The sequence below is a fragment of the Hymenobacter antarcticus genome (assembly GCF_039539545.1).
In the GTDB taxonomy this organism is placed as follows: Bacteria; Bacteroidota; Bacteroidia; order Cytophagales; family Hymenobacteraceae; genus Hymenobacter; species Hymenobacter antarcticus.
Genome location: NZ_BAABDI010000044.1, coordinates 1 through 21,654 on the forward strand (window position 1 = coordinate 1; position 21,654 = coordinate 21,654).

Annotated in this window: 22 protein-coding genes; 11 read left to right on the forward strand and 11 right to left on the reverse strand. The window is 60.3% G+C overall.

Going from position 1 to position 21,654, the window contains the following annotated elements; translation table 11 throughout:
* Positions 1-143: 143 nt before the first annotated feature.
* A complete protein-coding gene (locus tag ABD819_RS20125; protein ID WP_345127270.1) occupies positions 144-323 on the reverse strand; it encodes a hypothetical protein in 180 nt (59 codons plus the stop codon).
* 169 nt (positions 324-492) lie between these two features.
* Here ABD819_RS20125 and ABD819_RS20130 point away from each other — a divergent pair, with 169 nt between their 5' ends.
* Complete coding sequence (locus tag ABD819_RS20130; RefSeq protein WP_345127271.1) at positions 493-1,125, forward strand: DUF1684 domain-containing protein; 633 nt, start codon at positions 493-495, stop codon at positions 1,123-1,125.
* A 311-nt stretch (positions 1,126-1,436) separates the two neighbouring features.
* On the opposite strand, the gene ABD819_RS20135 is transcribed toward ABD819_RS20130, so the two are convergent.
* The 3 genes from ABD819_RS20135 to ABD819_RS20145 form a co-directional block, all read right to left on the reverse strand.
* Positions 1,437-2,318 (reverse strand): TPM domain-containing protein, encoded by an 882-nt coding sequence (locus ABD819_RS20135; RefSeq protein ID WP_345127273.1) that lies wholly within the window; start codon positions 2,316-2,318, stop codon positions 1,437-1,439.
* Positions 2,315-2,773: a TPM domain-containing protein gene (locus ABD819_RS20140; protein WP_345127276.1), complete on the reverse strand. Its 459-nt coding sequence runs from the start codon at positions 2,771-2,773 to the stop codon at positions 2,315-2,317. The genes ABD819_RS20135 and ABD819_RS20140 overlap by 4 nt, the downstream gene beginning before the upstream one ends.
* 143 nt (positions 2,774-2,916) lie before the next feature.
* Positions 2,917-3,495, reverse strand: coding sequence for a LemA family protein (locus ABD819_RS20145; protein WP_188561242.1), 579 nt, complete (start codon positions 3,493-3,495; stop codon positions 2,917-2,919).
* A gap of 211 nt (positions 3,496-3,706) precedes the next feature.
* On the opposite strand from ABD819_RS20145, the gene ABD819_RS20150 reads away from it, so the two are divergent.
* The 4 genes from ABD819_RS20150 to ABD819_RS20165 all read left to right on the forward strand — a co-directional run bounded on the left by ABD819_RS20150 (position 3,707) and on the right by ABD819_RS20165 (position 9,077).
* On the forward strand, positions 3,707-4,708 hold the full coding sequence (locus ABD819_RS20150; protein ID WP_345127281.1) for a sugar phosphate nucleotidyltransferase: 1,002 nt from the start codon (positions 3,707-3,709) through the stop codon (positions 4,706-4,708).
* Between the two features lie 62 nt (positions 4,709-4,770).
* Entirely contained in the window at positions 4,771-5,853 is a 1,083-nt protein-coding gene (locus ABD819_RS20155; protein ID WP_345127282.1) for a hypothetical protein, read from the forward strand.
* Positions 5,854-6,076: 223 nt separating this feature from the next.
* On the forward strand, positions 6,077-8,308 hold the full coding sequence (locus ABD819_RS20160) for a prolyl oligopeptidase family serine peptidase (protein ID WP_345127284.1): 2,232 nt from the start codon (positions 6,077-6,079) through the stop codon (positions 8,306-8,308).
* Between the two features lie 10 nt (positions 8,309-8,318).
* Positions 8,319-9,077 (forward strand): hypothetical protein, encoded by a 759-nt coding sequence (locus ABD819_RS20165; protein WP_345127285.1) that lies wholly within the window; start codon positions 8,319-8,321, stop codon positions 9,075-9,077.
* 259 nt (positions 9,078-9,336) lie between these two features.
* Here the strand turns inward: ABD819_RS20165 and ahcY are convergent, their stop codons facing one another.
* The gene (gene ahcY / locus ABD819_RS20170; protein WP_345127287.1) at positions 9,337-10,656 is read right to left on the reverse strand and encodes an adenosylhomocysteinase; all 1,320 of its coding nucleotides are present in this window, start codon (positions 10,654-10,656) and stop codon (positions 9,337-9,339) included.
* 132 nt (positions 10,657-10,788) lie between these two features.
* Positions 10,789-11,550: a DUF4397 domain-containing protein gene (locus tag ABD819_RS20175; RefSeq protein ID WP_345127290.1), complete on the reverse strand. Its 762-nt coding sequence runs from the start codon at positions 11,548-11,550 to the stop codon at positions 10,789-10,791.
* Between the two features lie 226 nt (positions 11,551-11,776).
* Here ABD819_RS20175 and ABD819_RS20180 point away from each other — a divergent pair, with 226 nt between their 5' ends.
* Entirely contained in the window at positions 11,777-12,331 is a 555-nt protein-coding gene (locus ABD819_RS20180; protein ID WP_345127293.1) for a hypothetical protein, read from the forward strand.
* A gap of 29 nt (positions 12,332-12,360) precedes the next feature.
* Positions 12,361-13,551 carry a class I SAM-dependent methyltransferase gene (locus ABD819_RS20185; RefSeq protein ID WP_345127295.1) on the forward strand — a complete coding sequence of 397 codons (1,191 nt, stop codon included), beginning with the start codon at positions 12,361-12,363 and terminating at the stop codon, positions 13,549-13,551.
* A 54-nt stretch (positions 13,552-13,605) separates the two neighbouring features.
* Here the strand turns inward: ABD819_RS20185 and ABD819_RS20190 are convergent, their stop codons facing one another.
* The gene (locus ABD819_RS20190; protein WP_345127296.1) at positions 13,606-15,006 is read right to left on the reverse strand and encodes a hypothetical protein; all 1,401 of its coding nucleotides are present in this window, start codon (positions 15,004-15,006) and stop codon (positions 13,606-13,608) included.
* A 149-nt stretch (positions 15,007-15,155) separates the two neighbouring features.
* On the opposite strand from ABD819_RS20190, the gene ABD819_RS20195 reads away from it, so the two are divergent.
* Positions 15,156-15,890 (forward strand): SDR family NAD(P)-dependent oxidoreductase, encoded by a 735-nt coding sequence (locus tag ABD819_RS20195; protein ID WP_345127297.1) that lies wholly within the window; start codon positions 15,156-15,158, stop codon positions 15,888-15,890.
* A 163-nt stretch (positions 15,891-16,053) separates the two neighbouring features.
* On the forward strand, positions 16,054-17,316 hold the full coding sequence (gene metK / locus ABD819_RS20200) for a methionine adenosyltransferase (protein ID WP_345127298.1): 1,263 nt from the start codon (positions 16,054-16,056) through the stop codon (positions 17,314-17,316).
* 117 nt (positions 17,317-17,433) lie between these two features.
* Here metK and hpf read toward each other — a convergent pair whose 3' ends face one another.
* The 4 genes from hpf to ABD819_RS20220 all read right to left on the reverse strand — a co-directional run bounded on the left by hpf (position 17,434) and on the right by ABD819_RS20220 (position 20,383).
* Positions 17,434-17,733 (reverse strand): ribosome hibernation-promoting factor, HPF/YfiA family, encoded by a 300-nt coding sequence (gene hpf, locus ABD819_RS20205; protein WP_345127300.1) that lies wholly within the window; start codon positions 17,731-17,733, stop codon positions 17,434-17,436.
* Positions 17,734-17,770: 37 nt separating this feature from the next.
* Positions 17,771-18,649 (reverse strand): tyrosine-type recombinase/integrase, encoded by an 879-nt coding sequence (locus ABD819_RS20210; RefSeq protein WP_345127301.1) that lies wholly within the window; start codon positions 18,647-18,649, stop codon positions 17,771-17,773.
* 165 nt (positions 18,650-18,814) lie between these two features.
* On the reverse strand, positions 18,815-19,009 hold the full coding sequence (gene rpsU, locus ABD819_RS20215; protein WP_168672574.1) for a 30S ribosomal protein S21: 195 nt from the start codon (positions 19,007-19,009) through the stop codon (positions 18,815-18,817).
* Positions 19,010-19,237: 228 nt separating this feature from the next.
* Positions 19,238-20,383 carry an acyl-CoA dehydrogenase family protein gene (locus tag ABD819_RS20220; RefSeq protein ID WP_345127304.1) on the reverse strand — a complete coding sequence of 382 codons (1,146 nt, stop codon included), beginning with the start codon at positions 20,381-20,383 and terminating at the stop codon, positions 19,238-19,240.
* Between the two features lie 150 nt (positions 20,384-20,533).
* Here ABD819_RS20220 and ABD819_RS20225 point away from each other — a divergent pair, with 150 nt between their 5' ends.
* Positions 20,534-20,791 carry a hypothetical protein gene (locus ABD819_RS20225; RefSeq protein ID WP_345127306.1) on the forward strand — a complete coding sequence of 86 codons (258 nt, stop codon included), beginning with the start codon at positions 20,534-20,536 and terminating at the stop codon, positions 20,789-20,791.
* Positions 20,751-21,605, forward strand: coding sequence for a polysaccharide biosynthesis/export family protein (locus tag ABD819_RS20230; protein ID WP_345127309.1), 855 nt, complete (start codon positions 20,751-20,753; stop codon positions 21,603-21,605). The genes ABD819_RS20225 and ABD819_RS20230 overlap by 41 nt, the downstream gene beginning before the upstream one ends.
* Positions 21,606-21,654: the final 49 nt, after the last annotated feature.

A 21,654-nucleotide genomic window follows, 5' to 3' on the forward strand; every position in this document is an offset into this window, starting at 1 on the left:
AACGGCCCCACCTGGCCCTGAATTACTTAACCCCCAATCAAGTCCATTTGCAAGGAAAAAGCCCCGCCGGAAAATCCGAGCAGGGCCCTTGCCTTATTCCTGTCAACATATAGCCGGACGAGACACAAGCAGCTGGCGCAGCACTAGGAGCGCGGGCCGCGCATTTTGTTCACGACGAAGAACAGCAGCGCCACCACGACTAGCACGGCAATAATGCCCGTGATAGCGCCTGCTTTGAAGATACCGACAATGGCATCGCAGCTGGTGAGGGTAGTGGCTAGCGCCAGAAAGAACGCGAAGAGGGAAAGGCGGGAAGCAGTCATGGCAAAGGGTGAAAGAAGCGTGTGAAAGAAGCGTGTGAAAAAAGGGGCCGGCTGCTTTGGCACGGCCGAATACGTCCTGATACTAAGCCTTGCCGGAAAAGGTTGAGCAAAACCTGGCGCTGGCGCTTCGGCGGAGGCGTTCCGGGCCGCCCCGGCCTAGCTTTGGACCATGAATCGATACGTACCAGTCGCGTTGCTTTGGCTGCTGAGCCGGGCTGCCCTGGCCCAGCATGCGGCCATTGCCCTGCCCGATAGCCTTGCGCACCGCCAGCTGGTGCAGGTTTTTCAGCAGGACCTCAACCGGGAGTTTGCCAACCCCAAAGAGTCGCCACTCAGCGCGGCCGAGCGGCAGGCTTTTACCACGCTGCCCTTCTACCCCACTCGCTACGCCTACGTGGTGCAGGCGCAGTTGCTGCGCGATTCCACTTCCCGGCCGTTTGCCATGCAAACCAGCACCACGCGCCGGCCGCTGTACCGCAAGTACGGCGAGCTGCGCTTCGTGCTGAACGGCCAGGCGCAACGCCTGAGCGTGTACCAGAGCATCGACCTGCTGAAGCAGCCCGGCCTGGAGGACTACCTGTTCGTGCCCTTCACCGACCTCACCAACGGCCACGGCAGCTACGGCGGGGGCCGCTACCTCGATTTGCGCATGCCGCCAGCGGGCAGCAGTACGCTCACGCTGGATTTCAACCGTGCCTACAACCCCTCCTGCGCCTACAATCACGGCTATTCCTGCCCCGTGCCACCGGCCGAAAACCGGCTGACGGTAGCCATTCCGGTGGGAGTGCGGAGCGAGCATTGAGCCGAAAGTAGTTGTGCAGCCGGAACCGACGGGCGCACATTCTGCCTAACAACGACAACCGGTCCGACCGCCTAGAGCAGTTTCCGAGTCAGTGTACATTTTTTAAAACAGTTAAAAGTTGAGAGTTAAAAGTTAAAACCCAATACGTCTGATTTTTAACTTTTAACTCTCAACTTTTAACTCTGTACATGGACTTGGAAACTGCTGTAGGGCGGTCGGGCCGGAGCATGCGCCTTAGAAAAGAAACGTCCTGCTGAGCGGGGCTCGGCAGGACGTTCTTGTGGGTTGTTCGGCTCAGCGCCTCGTTCGGCTTACCAGTCGCCGCTGGCCCCGCCGCCGCCGCTGCTGCCGCCGCCAAAGCCCCCGAAGCCGCCACCTCCGCCACCAAAGCCGCCGCCACCGCCACCGAAGCCACCGCCACCGCCGCCACTCCCGCCGAGCAGGGTGCCGAGCAGGAAAGGTGGGAAGAAACCACCGCCGCCGACGCCGCGGTTGCCGCGCCCGCCGCCACCGCCCCGGTTACGAAGCAGCACGAAAATGATGACCATTGCCCCAATTATCAACCAGAAGGGAATGCCCGAGCCCGAGCTGTCGCGCGAGCGCCGGGGGCGGGCATCGGCCGGGTCGGCCTTGTATTCGCCTTTGGCCAGGGCAATGAGCTGGTCGGTAGCGCGGTCGAGACCGGCGTAGTATTGGTTTTGGCGGAAAGCGGGCACCAGCGTATTGCTGATGATGCGCTTGGCCAGGGCATCGGGCACGGCCCCTTCCAGGCCGTAGCCGGTTTGGATGCGGGCGGCGCGCTCCTGCTTCGCCACCAGTATCAGGATGCCGTTGTTTTTGCCTTTGCGGCCAATGCCCCAGGCCTCGTAGAGCTTCTGGGCGTAGTCGGCAATTTCGTCGCCATCGAGCGTGGGCACGGTCACGACGGCAATCTGCGACGAGGTGCTGTCGTTGTACGTCACCAGCTTTTGTTCCAGCGCGTCGGCCTCACCCGGCTGCATCAGGCGCGCCAGGTCATTGACGAGGCGCGGCGGATTGGGGCGCGGGGGCAGGCCCTGCGCCCAGGTGCCCACCAGTGGCAGCAGCCACAGCAGGGCCAGCAGCAGCGGCCACGCCAGTCGGCGGCCAGCGGGCGGGCGGGTTGCTGCGCGGGGCGAAGTATCTAACCTGGCATCAGCCACGGGAATTTTCATTTGTCGGAAGACGGCTTGGGGCCGCCGAAAGAAATAGCGTCGTCCAGCTCGTTTTGGTCGGAGGGCGCGTGGTAGGGGAAGTAGCGCTGCAGCTGCTCGCCCACCATTTTGATGCCGCGCTCCAGGCCCAGCACGTAGTTTTCGCGCCGAAACTGTTCCAGCACGGTCTCCTTGGTGGTTTCCCAGAAATCGTCGGGCACGACGGAATTGATGGCGGCATCGCCAATGACGGCAAACTGGCGGCTGTGCCAGGCCAGGTAAAACAGCACGCCGTTGCGGGCGGCCGTTTTGTGCATGTTCAGCTCGGCGAATACCTGCGCGGCCCGGTCGAGGGGCTCGGGCGTGGAGCAGGTGTCTTCGAGATGAACCCGGATTTCGCCCGAGGTCGTGATTTCGGCCTGCCGGATGGCCGCGACCAGCGCCGCATCCTGCGCGGGAGTGAGAGGGGAAGTCATTCTGATGGATTCAAAACTAATGGAACGTCATGCTGAGCGAAGTCGAAGCATCTCTACCGCTGTAGTAATAAATGCTACCACAACGAAGCGGTAGAGATGCTTCGACTGCGCTCAGCATGACGTTCTCTTACCAAAAACCAACCCTAGAATTGAACCGTAGGCGCCTTGCTGGCGGCCGGGTCGGCTTCGAAATACGGCTTGGGCTGGAAGCCGAACATGCCGGAAAACAGGTTATTCGGGAACGAGCGGGTGAACGTATTGTAGTCGTTGGTGACGGCGTTGAACTTGTTACGCTCCACGTTGATGCGGTTTTCGGTACCCTCAATCTGGGCCTGCAGCTCCTGGAAGTTGGCGTTGGCCTTCAGGTCGGGGTAGTTTTCGGACACGGCCAGCAGGCGGCCCAATCCGGCCGACATCTGGCTCTGGGCTTCCTGGAATTTCTTGATGTTTTCGGGCGTGAGGTCGTTGGCGTTCAGCTGCACGCTGGTGGCCTTGGCGCGGGCCTCGATAACGCTGGTGAGGGTACCCTGCTCGAATTTGGCGGCGCCCTTCACGGTGTTTACCAGGTTGCCGATAAGGTCGTTGCGGCGCTGGTAGGAGCTTTGCACGTTACCGGCCTGGGCTTTCACGGCCTGGTCGCGCTGCACCATGCCGTTGTAGCCGCACGACGACTGGGTGAGCAAGAGGGCCAGGCCCGCGAAGTAGAGAAGAAAACGTTTCATGGTGATGGATTAGGGGAAATTGGGTATTTGAGGGGATTGGTGGCGGGTGGCAGCCGAGCGACAAACTTAGCGGCCATGCCGCTGGTTTGGCACCGGGTTCGGCGCAAAGTACGCAGCTTGGCCCAGCAAGTTGTAGCTTGCTGCTTAGCAGGCGGCATTTGGCTGCCGCTACGGTCCTTGCTTTATCGCCTACCACTCCCGCTTCATTACAATGAAAGCCGTTATTCCCGTTGCCGGCATTGGCTCGCGCCTGCGTCCACACACCCACACCCAGCCCAAAAGCCTGGTTCCGGTAGCCGGCAATACCATCCTGGGCCACATTATTGACCGCCTGACCGCCGCCGGTATCACGGAGTTTGTGTTCATCGTGGGCTACCTGGGCGATAAAATCGTGCGCTACGTGCGCCGTACCTACCCCGACCTGCAGGCCACGTTTGTGGTGCAGGAACCCCGCGAGGGCATCGGCCACGCACTGTGGCTGGCCCGCGAGGAGTTTCGCCACGACGAGGACGGCGTGCTCATCATGCTCGGCGATACGATTGTGGACGTGGACCTGCCCGCCCTGATTGCTACGCCCGGCTCGGTGCTGGCCGTGAAGGAGGTGAAGGACCCCACGCGCTTCGGCATTGTGGAAATCGGGACCCAGGGCCGGGTGAACAAGGTGGTGGAGAAGCCCAAAATTCCGAAATCGAACTATGCCATGGTGGGCCTTTACAAGCTGGCCTACCCCGAAAAGCTGGCCCAGGCCCTGGAATGGCTGCACGACTCGGACGTGCGCACCCACGGCGAGCTGCAGCTCACCGACGCGCTCATGCACCTCATCGAGGAAGGCGAAGCCATGACGACCTGCCCGGTGGACAACTGGTTCGACTGCGGCCGCAAGGAAACTTTGCTCGAAGCCAATGCCCGGCTGCTCAACCGGCCCGAGTTTCTGGAGGGGCGCGACTACTCCGAGTTTCCCGACGCGGTGATTATTCCGCCGGTCAGCATCGGGCGCGGCTGCCAGATTTCGCACTCCATCATCGGGCCCAACGTGGCCATTGGCGACAAAACCATTATTCACAACTGCATTCTGAGCGATTCCATCATCGGGACGTATTCGGAGCTGCGCTCGGCCGTGATGCACGACTGCATCGTGGGTTCCGACGCCTCGTTCCGGGGCATGAACCACTCGCTGAACATCGGCGACAACACGGAAATTGACTACAGCTAAGAAACAGGTAGACGCTGGGCAGTCGTTTCGTACTTTTCGGGACTTAACCACTTCTGTCGCGCATGATTTTCCGCCGTTTGCTTATTGCCTGTGCTGTTGCCCTGCCCCTGTTCGCGGTGGGCCAAACGCCCCTCGGCCAGCCCTCGCTCGATGAGGCCAAGGTGCAAATCTGGTGCGCCACCGTGCGCTTCGTGTACGACGACGCCGGCCGGCCCAACCTCAAAAGCACCGTGCGCTGCGAGGGCGGCAACCTCGACGCGCTCACGGCCAGCATCCGGCCTGATAGCCTGCGCGTGTACAGCGTGCTATTTCAGCCCATTGAGGGCCGCAGCAGCATCTATCAGGGCCAGAAGGATAATACCGCCCGGCTGGCGGCCCTCACCAAAGCCATTGTAAGCAAGCTGAAAAGCTCGCCCGCCCGCCGCCGCGACCCTGCCCGCATGGCCCGCGTGGAAGCTCTCGAAACGGCCCTGACGAACTACGTGACCTCGGGCACGCCGCCCGGCGACGTCCAGGCGGCCATGATGCCCGAAGTGGCCGATACCGCAGCCGCCCCCGGCACCGCCGCGGGCCCAGCCGAAGCCGCCGAAGCCCAGGCCGCCGCCGAGCGCGACGCCACCGGCACCACGACAGCCGCCGCCCTGCCCGGCACCGGCCCGGGCAGCCTGCTCAACCGCTTTGCTGCCCCGCTGGCCCTCATCCTCGGGATTCTGAGCCTGGTGCTCTATATAATGCTGCGCGTAACCTTGGGCCAGTGGCGCCGCCAGCAGCGCCGCGAAACCCTGGCCGCCCGGCAGGCCGCCACCGCCGCCCAGGCCGCCGCCGCCGAAACCAGCGCCGCCGTGGCCGACTCGGTAGCCCGCGTGAAGCGCGCCGAAGCCCTGGTGCTGGCCGCTGCGCCTGAGGTGGCCGCTAAGCCGGTACCCGACCAGCTCAGCCCCGCCCAGCGCCTGGAAGTGGAGCGCCTCGTAAGCCAGCGCGTGGACGAGGAGCTGAAATGGCTGCGCGCTAACTTGCCCGAGCTGGTGGCTTCGGCTATTGCGCAGCCGGTGGCTATGGCCGTCGATGATGAGCCGAAGGTGGCTCCGGCAGCGGAATCAGCCAGGCCAAATCAGCCCATTGCTGATGATGTGCAGCTGGACTAGACTCGTTAACTTGTTATCTGTTGTACCGGCGGCTGCCTAATTGAACAAAGACTGGAGCGGTTTTCAGATTACTGTGCATTTTTTAAGTGGGTTAAAAGTGAAGAGTTAAAATCCTTTCAGGCTGTATTTTAACTCTTCACTTTTAACTTTTAACTACGTACACCTGGGCGAAAACCGCTCTAACACGCCTGTTTTTCACCTCGTAATCTTCCCTCAACTACTTATGAAAGCTGCCCTACCCCTCCTCGCCCTACTGGCAGCCGCCACGGCCTGCCGCGCCACCTCGCCCCCGGCCCGCAACACCTTGCCCCGGAACCAGGCCCTCACCGAAACCACCGTGCCCGAGTACGGCGAACCCAGCCGCCTCACCGGCCTCGAACTCCTTGCCTATCCTCCCGTGAAATACCCCGAAAGCCGCCGCACCGACTTCACCGACACCTATTTCGGCACCAAAGTAGCCGACCCCTACCGCTGGCTCGAAAGCCTCGACTCACCCGAAACCAAGACGTGGGTGACGGCCCAGAATGAGGTGACGTTTGGCTATTTGAACCAGATTACGTTCCGGGACAAAATCCGGGAGCGGCTCACCAAAATCTGGAATTACGAGCGGTTCGGTGTGCCCGAGCAGGTGGGTCAGGAGCTGGTGTTCAGCAAGAACGACGGCTTGCAGAACCAGGCCGTGCTCTACCGCCAGCGCGGCACCGGCGAGCCGCAGCTGCTGCTCGACCCCAACAAGTTTTCGGCCGACGGCACCACGGCCCTGGCCGGCACCGAGTTCAGCAACGACCACCGCTACCTGGCCTACGCCACCAGCGGCGGCGGCTCCGACTGGCACAAGGTCCGCATCATGGACCTGACCACCAACAAGCTGCTACCCGAGGAGTTGAATTGGGTGAAAGTATCGGGCACCTCGTGGACCAAAAACGGCTTCTACTACTCGCGCTACGACGCGCCCAAGGCCGGCGAGAACAACCTGTCGGGCAAAAACGAATTCCACAAGGTCTATTTCCATCAGCTGAACACGCCGCAGTCGGCCGACAAGCTGGTGTACGAAAACCCCAAAATGACCCTGGGTTTCCGTATGGCGGGCGCTACCGAGGATGAGCGGTTCCTCGTCCTCAGCCTCACTGACGGCAAAGCCGACGGCAACCGCCTGCAGGTGCGCGACCTCACCGACCCCAAGCAGGCCGCAACCTGGACCACGCTCATTCCTTCCTACGAATTCAATAACAGCGTCATCGGCAACGTGGGCGGCGAGGTGCTGGTGTACACCAACTACAAGGCCCCCAACTACCGCGTCGTCCGCATCGACCCCAAAAAGCCGCAGGAAGCCAACTGGCACGACGTGCTGCCCGAAAGCAAGAACAAGCTGGAGAACGTGACCCAGGTGGGCGGCCGCCTCGTGGCCGATTACCTGAACGATGCCAGCTCGCAGGTGAAGGTGTATTCGGAGCTGGGCAAGTTTCAGCACGACGTGAAGCTGCCGGCCATCGGCACGGCCAGCGGCTTCGGCGGCCGGCGCGATGCCAAGGCGGTATACTACGCCTTCACGTCGTTCACCTACCCGACCACGATTTACAAGTACGACCTGGCCACCAACACCAGCACCGTGTTCCGGGCCCCGAAAGTGGATGTGAACCCGCAGGACTACGTGACCACGCAGGTATTTTATCCGAGCAAGGACGGCACGAAGATTCCCATGTTCATCATCCACAAAAAAGGCGTGGAGCTGAACGGCAAGAATCCGACCTACCTCTACGCCTACGGCGGGTTTAATATCTCGCTCACGCCCGGCTTCTCGGTGGCGCGCATGCTGTGGCTGGAGAATGGCGGCGTGCTGGCTATCCCGAACCTGCGCGGCGGCGGCGAGTACGGCGAGGCCTGGCACCAGGCCGGCATGACCCCGCGCAAGCAGAACGTATTCGACGACTTCATTGCCGCCGCCGAGTACCTCAAAACCAATAAATACACCGACTACGAACACCTCGCCATGGCCGGCGGCTCGAACGGCGGCCTGCTCGTGGGCGCGGTTATGACCCAGCGCCCCGACCTCTGCAAAGTGGCCCTGCCCGCCGTGGGCGTGATGGATATGCTGCGCTACCAGACCTTCACCATCGGCTGGAACTGGGCCCCCGAGTACGGCACTTCGGCCGATAAAGCGCAGTTCGAAAACCTCCTCAGTTTCTCGCCCCTGCACAACCTGAAGCCCGCCGCGTACCCCGCCACCATGGTCACCACCGCCGACCACGACGACCGGGTAGTACCCGCCCACTCCTTCAAATTCGCCGCCGCCCTGCAAGCCGCCAACACCGGCCCCAACCCCACCCTAATCCGCGTAGACGTGAACGCCGGCCACGGCGCCGGCAAAAGCACCAAGCTGCAAATTGCCGAGTGGGCCGACGTGTGGAGCTTCTGCTACGCAAATATGGGCGTGACACCGGAGGTGAAACAGTAAATCAGGAACCATGTCTTACGTAAAAAAATGCTGGTCTGTTATTGCTTTGCTATTGCTGCTACTGGCTTCGCAGTCAGGGCATGCGCAGTGGAAAATGGTCAACGACGACTGCGCCTTTCCGACTAGCAAACGTTATTTCAATTCCGTAGCCGATGAAAATCCGGTGACCGATGCCGACCTAGACCACCCGCGAAAAAGCTCACCTAAGGCAAAATTTCCGTTACCCCAACCTCATGCTGCCGAGGTGGCCCAATCGGAGCAGGATTACAACGCGGGCCGGTTTGCCAAAGCAGCAGAACATCTTAAACCGTTTATCAACCAAAAGCTTGTTGCCCCTCGGCTTCTCAACCAGTACGCTCGGGCATTGTACCGAGTACCGGGGGGAAAGCCTCAGAGTTACATTGCCTATCAGCGCCTAATTGCCCTGCTTGATTCCTACGGCCACGAAGATGCTGCTACGTGTGCTATTTACCTGCCTTTTAGTGAGGCGTATTATAAATTGGCTACCCTGCAAATGGACAATGACCAATGGAAGCTGGCGGCTTACAATCTCTCCCGTTTCCTCTATATCCTCAATATGGTACCAGCATGGAAGGCGAATGGTATTTATGAGAGTGCTCTTCAATACCAAACAGAGTGCTTCGCCGAAATGGGCAATCCTACCCTCTGTCGTCAGTATGGGAAGCGTACATTGAAGCTCTTCCCCAGAAACGAGTACGTAGGCGCTTATATGGCTCGTTTACCCCCTGTACCAAAACCCAAGTCCTGAATGACACTGGCATGAGCAATCTGCTCATTCTTGATGAAATATTTCGCCGCTCTAGCGCTTCCCAGCTTGTTTCCCCAAACTGATTCACCCCCATGCAAATTGGAATTAGCTCGTTCGGTGAAGTAGAGCCGGCCCACACAACGGGCCGCGTGGTGCTGCAATAGTCACTTTTGCTGCCCATCCAAACTCGAACAGCCACTAAACAAAACAGCCGGCCCACGTAAGTGAGCCGGCTGTTTTTTGTTTCCTGCGAGGGATTCTAGTAGCGGTACAAATCCGACTTGAACGGACCTTCCACCGGCACTTTGATATAATCGCCCTGCTTCACGGTCAGCTCATCCAGCTCCACGCCGATTTTGGCGAGGTGCAGACGAGCTACTTTCTCGTCGAGGTGCTTGGGCAGGGTGTACACCTGGTTTTCGTACTGGTCGCCACGCTCCCACAGCTCCAGCTGTGCCAGCACCTGGTTGGTGAACGAAGCCGACATCACGAACGAAGGGTGGCCGGTGGCGCAGCCCAGGTTCACGAGGCGGCCTTCGGCGAGGATAATTACCTCTTTGCCTTCGATGGTGTAGATGTCCACCTGCGGCTTCACCGTGTCCTTGGTGTGGCCGTAGTTGCCGTTCAGCCACGCCATGTCAATCTCATCATCGAAGTGGCCGATGTTGCAGACAATAGCCTTGTCCTTCAGGCTGCGGAAATGCTCCTCGGTGAGGATATCGCAGTTGCCGGTAGCCGTCACCACGATGTCGGCTTCCTTAACGGCGTTAGCCAGCTTTTTCACGGCAAAGCCATCCATGGCCGCCTGCAGGGCGCAGATGGGGTCAATTTCCGTCACGATAACGCGGGCACCGGCCCCGGCGAGCGAAGCCGCCGTGCCTTTTCCTACGTCGCCGTAGCCGGCCACCACGGCCACTTTGCCGGCCATCATCACGTCGGTAGCCCGGCGGATGGCGTCCACGGCCGACTCTTTGCAGCCGTACTTGTTGTCGAATTTCGACTTCGTTACCGAGTCGTTCACGTTGATGGCAGGGAACGTCAGCGTAGCGTTTTTCACGCGCTCATACAGGCGCAGCACGCCGGTCGTCGTCTCTTCCGAAACGCCCTTGATGCCGGCGGCCAGCTCGGGGTACTTGTTCAGCACCATGTTGGTGAGGTCGCCGCCGTCGTCCAGAATCATGTTCAGCGGCTGCCGGTCTTCCCCGAAAAACAGCGTCTGCTCGATGCACCACTCGAACTCCTCCTCGTTCATGCCCTTCCAGGCGTATACCGGGGTGCCGGCGGCGGCAATGGCCGCGGCCGCATTGTCCTGGGTCGAGAAAATGTTGCACGACGACCAGGTTACCTCCGCACCCAGCGCTTGCAGGGTCTCGATGAGCACGGCCGTTTGAATGGTCATGTGCAGGCAGCCGGCAATGCGCGCGCCTTTGAACGGCTGCGCTGCGCCAAACTCCTCGCGCAGGCTCATCAAACCGGGCATTTCAGCCTCGGCGAGGCGGATTTCCTTACGGCCCCACTCGGCCAGGCTCATGTCCTTTACTTTGTACGGAACGTACGTTTTCGTCGTGGTTTCCACCATGATACAGGTTAGTTATTGTTTCGCGTTTCAACCACAAAGATACTTGAATTGTTCACCAGTAAACGCAGAAAAACCCGCGTCTGAATGACGCGGGTTTTTTCATTGGATTAAACCCAGCAGTCATTTGAACAACTAGTTGTGCTGGACAATAACGGCCTGGGGCTGCTGAGCGGCCGGGACAGCGCTACCGGCAATACCACGCACCACAATGGTATATATTTTTCCGGCTTCATAGTTTTTGGTACCCGTACCGGCACCCGTGCCATCACCCACGGCCAGCACTTGCGTACGCAGGCCCACAGGGGTTGCACCGGCGGCAGTAACAGTCAGGCTGATGGGACCGGCCGTTAGATTCCGAAAGCCGGAGGCCGTTCCAAAGGCGACGTCCCCACTCACGTCGGTGCCATTGGCACCGGGAACGGGGTTGGGAACCGTTAGTTGAACCGGGCTGGGGGCACCTACTGCCAGGTGCACCACGCGCACCTTTATCTGGCCCGCAGGCGGTGCCGTCAAGTCGTCGGGCACTGAAAGCAGCGCCGCACTACCAATGGTGGCGGAAGGCGAATAGACAAATACTGAATAGTTCTGGTCTTTGGCCACCGTTATGGCCTGGCTGGCCACTATTTGCGAACCGTTGTTGATGCGTAACGTCGGGGTGCCCGCGTTTACGTCCAGGTAAGAACTGGTTTGCCCGTAGTTGAGCTGGCTTACCTGCTGGTCGGTTACAAAGGCGGTGATTTGGGTGTTGGCGGCGGCGGCAGAATGCGAAATCAGCACCTTGCCGCGGTCGGGAGCCGGCGCAGCGGGCGCATCGTCTTTGCCGCAGGAGGCCAGCAGCAAAGTAGCCGGCAACAGAGCTTGGAGGGCGCGGCGGAAGATGAAGGATGTTTCCATGAAAATTGGCGGTGGTTAATAAGGGTGGTTAGTGAGGTATCGTGCGGCCGGATAATACCCGGCTGGTCGGAACTGAACGCAGGGCCGCCGGAGTTTGTTGACTTGCGCGGCAGAAATTGTTACGGAAGCTGCGCATTTATCGCCCCAACTGCCCCATTATCTTTGTACTATGCATAAAAACATCCGGCTAGCCCCTACGCGATGGGGGCTCCGTATCGTGACCATTATGGTCTTGTCAATCAGCTTACTAAGTTCGGCATTAGCGCAGCACACCCCGCTCTCCATTCGGCTACTGCCCGAGGATGACGAGCGCGGCCTGAATGGCCCGCAGCACAACTTCGATTTTCTGGCCCCCGGCGTTGGTGGCGATAACTACAAGTCGGCCGGTTTTTTTGGTCAGAACCTGCGGCCTTACCTGGCTGGCAACCCCCAAGCCCTGGCTCATCTCGACGATTACCGTCGGCAAAAAACCCTGTTTCTGATTGACCGCCTCGTGGCTGTCGGCGCGTTTGGCCTCTACGGCCAACAGATTCTGGGCAATGGCGAGCGGCAGTATTTCAACTCGACGCAGCAGGTGGCAATCGGCGTATTCGCCGCTAGTATGCTCGCCTCAACCGTCATCAACCGCAATACCAACTCGCACCTGCAACGCGCCGTGACGGCCTACAACACCGGCCTCGCTCACCACCGCATATGGCCGCGCTTGCTTCCCGAGGCAATGGGGCTGGGCGCATCGCCCACGGGGCAGCCGCTGCTGGCCCTGCGCTGGGCCCTGCGCTAACTGCCGCGTTTTTCCGTATAGGTTTTTCAATGGACTACCCCTTGCCCGAAGCGGCCAGGCGCTATGTGGCCGCGCACCTGCACGACGACCCCGCCCACCTGGCCCTCCAAGCCCGCCGCCATCCCGGCCTGCCCGTGCCCGAGCTGGTGCGCCAGATTCAGGCCCGCCAGAAAGCCCGCGCCAAGCTGCCCCAATGGGCCGATAACGCGGAGCTGATTTTTCCACCGGCCTTATCGGTCGAACAGGCTTCTTCGGCCCGCACGGCGGCTTTCAAAGCCGACCTGGTGGATGGAGAGCGGCTGGCCGACCTCACCGGTGGCTTTGGGGCCGACTCGGCCGCTTTCGCGGCCCGCGTGGCCCAGGTCGACTACGTGGAGCGCACGCCGGCCCTGGCTGAAGTGGTGCGCTACAACTTTGCCCAGCTGGGCCTCGCCAACGTGGCCGTGCATGCCACCGATGCCCTGACGTTTCTCAAGAGCACCCCGCACCACTACGACTGGCTATACCTCGACCCGGCCCGGCGCGATACGGCCGCCCGCAAGATTTTCCTGCTCCACGACTGCGAGCCCGACGTGGTGAAGCTCCTGCCCCTGCTGCTGCACAAAGCCGATAAGGTGCTGCTCAAAACCTCGCCCATGCTTGATATTGAGCACGCCGTGCAGGGCCTGGGCCACGTCCGCCGCCTCTGGGTAGTAGCCGTGGATAATGAAGTGAAGGAAGTGCTCTATGAGTTGGGCCCGGAGCCCGCCGTCGACCCCGAGCGCTACGCCCTGAACCTGCGCCGCGACGGCAGCCAGCAGGAATTTCGCCTCAACCGTGCCCGCGAGGCCCGCGCTACGCCCCGCTACGCAGAAGCCCAGCAATACCTCTACGAGCCCAACGCGGCCGTGCTCAAGGCCGGCGCTTTCCGCAGCGTCGGCACGGCGTTCGAGCTACTGAAGCTGCACCAGCACAGCCACTTATATACTTCGGATGTGCTGCGCCTTGATTTTCCGGGCCGCATTTTTCGGGTGCGGGCCGTGGAAAAAGCCGATGGCGCGGTGCTCAAGGCGCATTTGGGCCCGGAGGCGCGGGCCCACGTTACCACCCGCAACTTCCCCGACTCAGTGGCCGATTTCCGGCGGCGCACCGGTATTCGTGAGGGCGGCGAGGTATACCTCTTCGCCACTACTGACCTGCGCAATCGCCCCGTAGTGCTGGTTTGTGAGAAAGCAGCCTAGCCGGCGCTCTACACATATGGAATATCCCGGCCGACCCTGGGGCCGGAGCTGCGCTTACCGAATGGGGCTTTGGTCGGGCTGGCGGTTGAGCCGGAATGCCAGCACCGTTCGGAACGTCAGCAATGATGCACTGTAGTTGAATCTGTTATAGATAGCAGTCTCATCCGATGGCGTGAGAGGACTACGACTACCCGTTTGCACCGCCAGCGGGTCATTGTAGTCGAACCCGTCTTTTATCATCGCATCCAGGCTCAGGGTGAATCGGCCACGGCGCAGTCCCGCTTCCACATACAGCCCCAGGCCGGACGAGGGTACCCCGATAAAGCCCGATTGGGTGGGCAGGCGCACGTTGCGGCTGGTCAGGCGCGTGGTGCCCACCGGGCCGTTGCCGTACCGGGCTTCAGACTCTGAACTAGTGGTGAAGTTCATATTGAGGCCCGCGCCCGCGAACAGTTCGTGGGTTGGCTGCTGCACAAACGCGTAGCGCGGCCCCAGCCGGACATCCACTCTCGTACCGTACCACGCGTAAGTAGCGGCTCCGCCTGGCACCGCAAACGTGCCGCGACGGCCGTAGGAGTTCAGCACTCCCTCCCCGTGCACCGCCCACTTGCGCCCCGGCAGCAACACGTCTACGTAGGCACCGCCCAAGGCGTGCAGCCGGCCGTCCAGGTTCACGCCATCGAACAGCGGCTCTTCTTCGCCGGTTTCGTTGTTGTTGAGCCGAAGCGGGTTAAAAACACTCCCCACCAGCACCCCGGCATTCACGGCAATGGGCCGGTTGGGCCGCGCCAGCGCAACAAATTCGGCGCCCGCCTGCTTGCCCGCCGTGCTTTGCACCGCGAACGCCTGCACCACGGCGGCCAGCCCTTTGGCCGAAAACGGTGCCGCGTTCGCCGCCGTCACGGCCGCCGGGCAGTCTTCAAAGTACACGCTGAGCTGGGCTTTATAATTGTTGGCATCGACCACGTTTTGCCGGCCGTTGCTTCGAGCCAGGTACTTGCGCTCGGCCAACTCCAGGTAGGGCTGGCCGGGGCGGCGCACGAAAAAATGCGTCACGTTGTCGACCACGGCCCGCAGCAGCGGCACCGGGCCGTCCACCAGCACTTCGGCCAGCAGCGAGTCGGGGTGCTGATTGTAACTCAGCCGCATAGACAGGCTGTTCACGTTGGTGCTGGCATTGCGGTCCAGCGGCAGCACTTCGGCGCGGAAGTAGCGGCCGCCATCCAGGCGAAACACCCGCAGGCTCCGGCGCGGAAACAGCCGCGTGGGGGCATCGGCAGCGGGGCGGAAGGCCACCTCGGTGGGCGGGCTCTGCCAGAAGCGGTTTTGGAGTTCGCCCCGCAGCGTGTCGCCGGCGGTGGTCACCACGTAGCCGCGCTCAAAAACCTGGCCTTGCGCCTGCCCGGCACTCGCCAGCACGCATGCTCCAACAACTAATCCCCCAAAACGACGCATAAATGGCATTTACTACTGTATATGAAGCGGCAAAGTACACCCGCGCTTCGGCTTGCGCCGCCGGAACGGGGCGAGCCGGTGGCCGCCCTTGCGCGCAACCCGTACACGTTGCCCAACGAACCATTACTTCCATTTTCAGTTTGTCCTTCATGCGTTTCAAAGACAAAATATGCCTGATAACGGGCGGAACCTCCGGTATTGGCCGGGCCGTGTGCCTGCGCCTGGGGGCCGAAGGTGGCCAGGTAATCGCCCTGGGCCGCGACAAAGTTGACGGGGCCGAAACCGTCCGGCTCATTACCCAAGCCGGCGGCCAGGCCATGTTCATGGCCTGCGACCTGGCCAAACCCAGCGCCGTATCGGCCACGGTGGCGAAAGTGCTGGCCAAATTTGAGCGGGTAGACGTGCTCGTGTGCGATGCCGCCATGATGACCTTCGACCCGCTGGCCACTTTGCCCCTGGCCCAGTGGGACCTGCTGATGCTGGTGAACCTGCGCTCGCTGGCCCAGCTCACCCAGCTGTGCCTGCCGCACATGCCCACGGGCAGCGCCATCGTGGCCATCAGCTCGGTGCACGCCCACCAAACCACCGCCAACGTGGTGCCCTACGCCACCAGCAAAGGAGCCATGGAAGCCTTCGTGCGCGGCATGAGCCAGGAGCTCGACCGCAAGCAAACCCGCATCAACGCCGTGGCCCCCGGCGCCGTGGACACGCCCATGCTCTGGAGTAACCCCAACGTAAAAAACGGGGCCGAAAAGATTGATAAAGCCAGTGTCGGCACGCCCGAAGAGCTGGCCGCCGCCATTGCCTTCATGGCTTCTTCCGAGGCCAGCTTTGTGCACGGCACCACGCTGGTCGTGGATGGCGGCCGCCTGGCGCAGCTGTAGCAAAGCCATGAGTACGGGTGTACCGGACTAGCTAAACACCCTTTTCCGCTGTCAGCGGCAAGGCTAATAGCCCGAATTTCCGTAGTTTTGTGCCGCGCCCGCCCGCCGGTTTCGGCCTGGCGGGCGTCTCTGTTTTATCTCTTTCGCTCTTTTCGCGCTTTCAATGCCCTATCTGTTCACTTCCGAATCGGTTTCGGAAGGCCATCCCGATAAAGTTGCCGACCAGATTTCTGACGCCATTCTCGACGAATACCTGCGACAGGACCCCACCGCCAAGGTAGCCTGCGAAACCCTCGTAACCACCGACTTTGCCCTCGTAGCCGGCGAAATCAAGTCGACGGCCCACGTCGATGCCGAGCCAATCATCCGCGAAACCATTCGCCGTATTGGCTACAATAAGCCCGAATACCTCTTCAACGCCGATACCTGCGAGGTGATGAACCGCCTGCACGAGCAGTCGCCCGATATCAACCAGGGCGTGGAGCGGGCCAAGGATGAAGACCAGGGCGCCGGCGACCAGGGCATGATGTTCGGCTACGCCAGCCACGAAACGGCCAACTACATGCCGCTGGCCCTCGACCTCTCGCACCGCCTGTTGCAGGAGCTGGCCGCCATCCGCCGCGAAGGCCACGAAATGACCTACCTGCGCCCCGATGCCAAGAGCCAGGTCACCATTCGCTACTCCGACGACCACCGGCCCGAGGCCATCGATACCATCGTCATCAGCACCCAGCACGACGAATTCGACCCGTCGGAAGCCGCCATGCTGGCCACGATTAAGGCTGACGTGCTCACCATCCTCATCCCCCGCGTGAAGGCCGGGCTGAGCGCGGATGCCCAGGCGCTGTTCACCGACCAGATTACTTACCACATAAACCCCACCGGCAAGTTCGTCATCGGTGGTCCGCACGGCGACTCCGGCCTCACCGGCCGCAAAATCATCGTCGATACCTACGGCGGCAAGGGTGCCCACGGCGGCGGGGCCTTCTCCGGCAAGGACTCTTCCAAAGTAGACCGCTCGGCGGCCTACGCGGCCCGCCACATCGCCAAAAACCTGGTGGCCGCCGGCGTGGCCGACCAGGTGCTGGTGCAGGTAGCCTACGCCATTGGCGTGGCCCAGCCCGTGGGCGTGTTCGTCACCACCTACGGCACCACCAAAGCCAAAAGCCCCAGTGGCCAGCTCCTGTCTGATGGCGAAGTGGCCGAAAAGGTAAACAAGCTGTTCGACCTGCGCCCCTACGCCATCGTGAAGCGCTTTGGCCTCCAGAATCCCATTTTTGCCCAGACGGCTGCTTATGGCCACATGGGCCGCCAGCCCGGCACCGTGCAGGTAGCTATGCCCGGCGGCGAAACCAAAACTTTCGAAACCTTCACCTGGGAGAAGCTCGACTACGTGCCCCAGATTAAAGCCGAGTTCGGCTTGTAGCACATGCTTTAGCTTGTGCCCGTGCACGGCAAACCAGAATTAAAAAGCCCCGCTCACCGAAAGGCAAGCGGGGCTTTTTGTTCTACCAGGCACAAGCTAAAGCATGTGCTACAATTATTAATGCGTCAGCGCTTTCTCTTTGTGCTTGGTGATTTGGCGACGCAGACTATCGGTAGCGGCATCAGCGGCGGCTTCGAACGAAGCCGCGTCCTCCTGGCTAAACAGGATGTTGCCGGGTACCAGCAGCTTTATTTCAACGGTTTTGTTTTCGATGCCGTCCTTGTTGTTGAGGCGCATGATGACCTCGCCTTCGGTTACCTTATCGTAAAAAGTTTCCAGCTTGTTAAGGCGTTGCTGAACAAAGTCAAGCAGTTTCTGGTCGGCGTCGAAGTGCACCGAATGCATCTGTACTTTCATAAGGCAGTTGATTAAGAGGGTAAAGGGTAAATAAAACTCAGGCCCGTGGATGGGCCTGTTCAAATACGGATTTCAGGCGGTCGACGGACAAGTGCGTGTAAACCTGCGTAGCCGCCAAACTGGCGTGGCCCAGCAGCTCCTTGATAGAATTGAGGTCGGCCCCCTTCCCCAGTAAATGGGTAGCGAACGCATGACGCAACGCGTGGGGGTGCTGTTGCGCCCCCGACGTGGTAATCTGGCTCAGGTAGCGCTTCACGGTGCGGTACACGAACTTCTCATACATGGCCTCGCCCTTGTCTGTGAGCAGCAGCGGCCCGGCCACGGGGCCAAATTCGCGGGCGCGACTGGCCTGGTAGCGCTCAATTACCAGCTTCAGCGTGGGGTTCAGCGGTACGAGGCGCTGCTTGTTGCCCTTGCCGGTTACGCGCACCGTGCCGGCCCCCAGGCTCACATCGTCGGCGTGAATACCGATGAGCTCCGAAAGGCGAATACCGGTACCATACAGCATCTCCAGCACCAGCTGGTCGCGCTGCCCGGCAAAGTCTTCGCCAAATTCGAAGGAGTTCAGCAGGCCGTTCAAGGCTTCTTCGGGCACGAATTCGGGCAGCTTACGGGCCATTTTGGGGGCTTTGATGCGCAACATGGGGTTAGCTTCGATGCGTCCCGTGCGCAGCAGGAACTTGTAGTACGAGCGCAGGCAGGCCACCTTGCGGTTCACGGTGCGCGGGTCCAGGTTTTCCTGCATCAGCTCCACCACCCAACCGCGGATGAGCGGGTGCGTCGCCTGCGCGATATCAGTCAGCTCATAGGCTGATTTCAGGTAAGCCGCGAACTGCCCCAGGTCGGTCTGATACGAAACAATCGTATGCGGGCTATAGCGCCGCTCAAACCGTAAGAAATCGAGAAAAGCATCCATACCAGCACCGAAAATGCCCGGCGACCGGGCCGGGCATCCAATGTAGCATTTTTTTACTTTCTTCTGGCAAAACGCTGCCGTATGGACGCGAAAAAACCGGCTGGCCTACCAATAGAGGTAAACCAGCCGGTTTTTTACAACGCTAACGTGGAGCGGGATTTCGGACTATTCGCCCGGCTGGCCGTAGGTGGCGAGCTTATAAACCGCTTTCTGCTTCATCTTGCGCTCGGTGATGCTGGGCTTCTGGAAGAACGTGCGACGACGCAGCTCTTTCAGAACGCCGGTGCGCTCAAATTTCTTTTTGAAGCGCTTCAGCGCGCGGTCAACCGATTCGTTGTCTTTGATTTGAATGATAATCATATCAGGGAATGAGGGAGATTTTCAGAGGAACGGCTTCGCCCTCGCAGAAGAGCAGTGTAAACCGGGCCGCAAAGATAATCACGGATTACGCAGATGCAAACGGATTTCACGGATTTTGTAGTCGATTCATTGCCAGCGCCATGTTGGGAGCGATACTATCATCACTCTGCATCATTGTGCCCGCCTACAAAATCCGTGAAATCCGTTTGAATCCGCGTAATCCGTGATTTATTTAAGAAGTGCCCGGGCAATCACCAGCTTCTGAATTTCGCTGGTGCCTTCGCCAATGGTGCAAAGCTTGGAGTCGCGGTAGTACTTCTCGGCAGGGTAGTCCTTGGTGTAGCCGTAGCCGCCAAAGATTTGGACGCCTTCGTTGGCGACGCGTACGCATACTTCCGATGCGTAGAGCTTGGCCATGGCCGATTCCAGGTTCACGTTCTGGCCGCGGTCCTTCATATCGGCGGCGCGGTAGGTGAGCAGGCTGGCGGCTTCAATCTCGGTCGCCATATCGGCCAGCTTAAAGGCAATGCCCTGGAAGCTGCTGATGGGCTGGTTGAACTGGTGGCGCTCCTTGCTGTACTTGGTGGCGGCCTCCATGGCACCCTGGGCGATGCCCAGGCTGAGGGCCGCGATGCTGATGCGGCCACCATCGAGCACTTTCAGCGACTGCACGAAGCCGTCGCCCACTTTGCCGATGATGTTTTCCTTGGGCACCTTACAATCGGTGAAAATGAGCTCCGTGGTTTCCGAAGCCCGCATACCGAGCTTGTCTTCCTTACGACCGGCCGCGAAACCCGGCGTGCCGCGCTCGATGATGAAGGCCGTCATGCCGTGGGAGTCGCCCACTTCGCCGGTGCGCACGATGACCACGGCCACATGACCGGATTTGCCGTGGGTGATGAAGTTTTTAGCGCCGTTGATGATATAGTTCTCGCCGCTCTCGTCGAGCACGGCGGTAGTGCGCATGTTGCCGGCGTCGGAACCGGTGTTGGGCTCGGTGAGGCCCCAGGCCCCAATCCACTCGCCGGCGGCCAGCTTAGGCAGGTATTTCTGCTTCTGCTCTTCGGAAGCGTGCTGCAGGATGTGGCCGGTACAAAGCGAGTTGTGCGCAGCCATGCTCAGGCCAATGCTGCCGTCAATCTTGGAGAGCTCGGCAATGGCCGTCACGTACTCCATGTAGCCAAAACCGGCCCCGCCGTACTCCTGGGGCACCAGCACGCCCATCAGGCCCAGCTCGCCCAGCTTATGAAATACGTCGATGGGAAATTCCTGGCTTTCATCCCACTTCATCATGTTGGGTTTGATGTGCTGGGCACCAAAGTCGCGCACCATTTGCGCAATCATGGTTTGGTTTTCGGTGGCTACGGCTTCCATTATACTGTAAGAAAGTAAGGGTGGGATTTGAGATAAGGCAGTTGAGCAGGGTTCCCGTAACAAATAATTCGGGGTTTTGGCTCTACAAAAGTACGATTCAGGCAGTTGAAAACGGCATCGGCACGCGTTACTATAAGGTATGATTCTTGAATGGGCACCGCAAAAGCGTTACTTTTGAGGCTTTTTGGGGAGAACCTGACCAGCGCCACCGATTTTTTTTGGTTTTTTTTCCGTATTGACTTCGCACTTATTGGCCTTTATGCCGAATTATCTTCTTCGTCGCCTCGGGCGGCTTTGGCTGCTGGCCTTGCCGGTAATGCTGCTTTTTTCGTCGTGCGCTTCAACGAAATATTTCAATCAGCGCACCATGTTCCGGCTCACCGACAGACAGGGCCGCCTGCTGGATAGCACCAAGCTGCGCATCGCCGTCAACCGCACCGAGCGCAACTACCTCATTCAACCCAACGACTTCCTCGAAGTACGGGTGAACACCAACAAAGGCGAGCGGATACTCGACCCCAACGGCGAACTGCAGTTTGGCCAGCCTAGCGGTGGCCTGCCCAGCCGCTCAACGGGCGGCCAGACCGGCAGCCAAGGCGGCCAGGGCGGTAACAGCTCCCGCGTTGGCGGCTCGCAGCGCAACATTGGCCAAGGACAGGGCAATTCGGGGGGTGGCAGCGAGTTTCTGGTGCAAGCCGATGGCACAGTGATGCTGCCCATGGTGAACCGCGTAAAAGTCAGCGGCTTGTCGCTGCTACAGGCCGACAGCGTACTGAAAACACGTTACGACGAGTACTACAAGGAATCGTTCGTAACAACCAGGGTAACGAATAACCGAGTTTTCGTACTGGGTGCGCCCGGCGGCCGGGTTATCAGCCTAGACAACGATAACATGAACCTGCTGGAAATTTTGGCGCTGGCCGGTGGCATCGACGGTGGCGGTGGCGGCGGCGGTGGCAGTTTGTACCGCTATGGCGGCAAGGCGAGCAATATTCGTATTATTCGGGGCGATTTAAAGAACCCGCGGGTGCAGCAAGTCGACCTGACCACGCTGGATGGCATGCGGCGAGCCAACCTGCAAATGGAGCCAAACGACATTATTTACGTAGAGCCCGTGCGCCGCCCGGTTCAGGAGGCGCTTACCGATGCCGCCCCTATCATAAGTTTTGCAACGCTGATATTCACCACCACCTTCTTCCTCATCACCCAATTCAGAAGGTAAGTCCTTTATTTACAATAAAACGCGTATAGCGCCTTTTGGGCACGAGCTG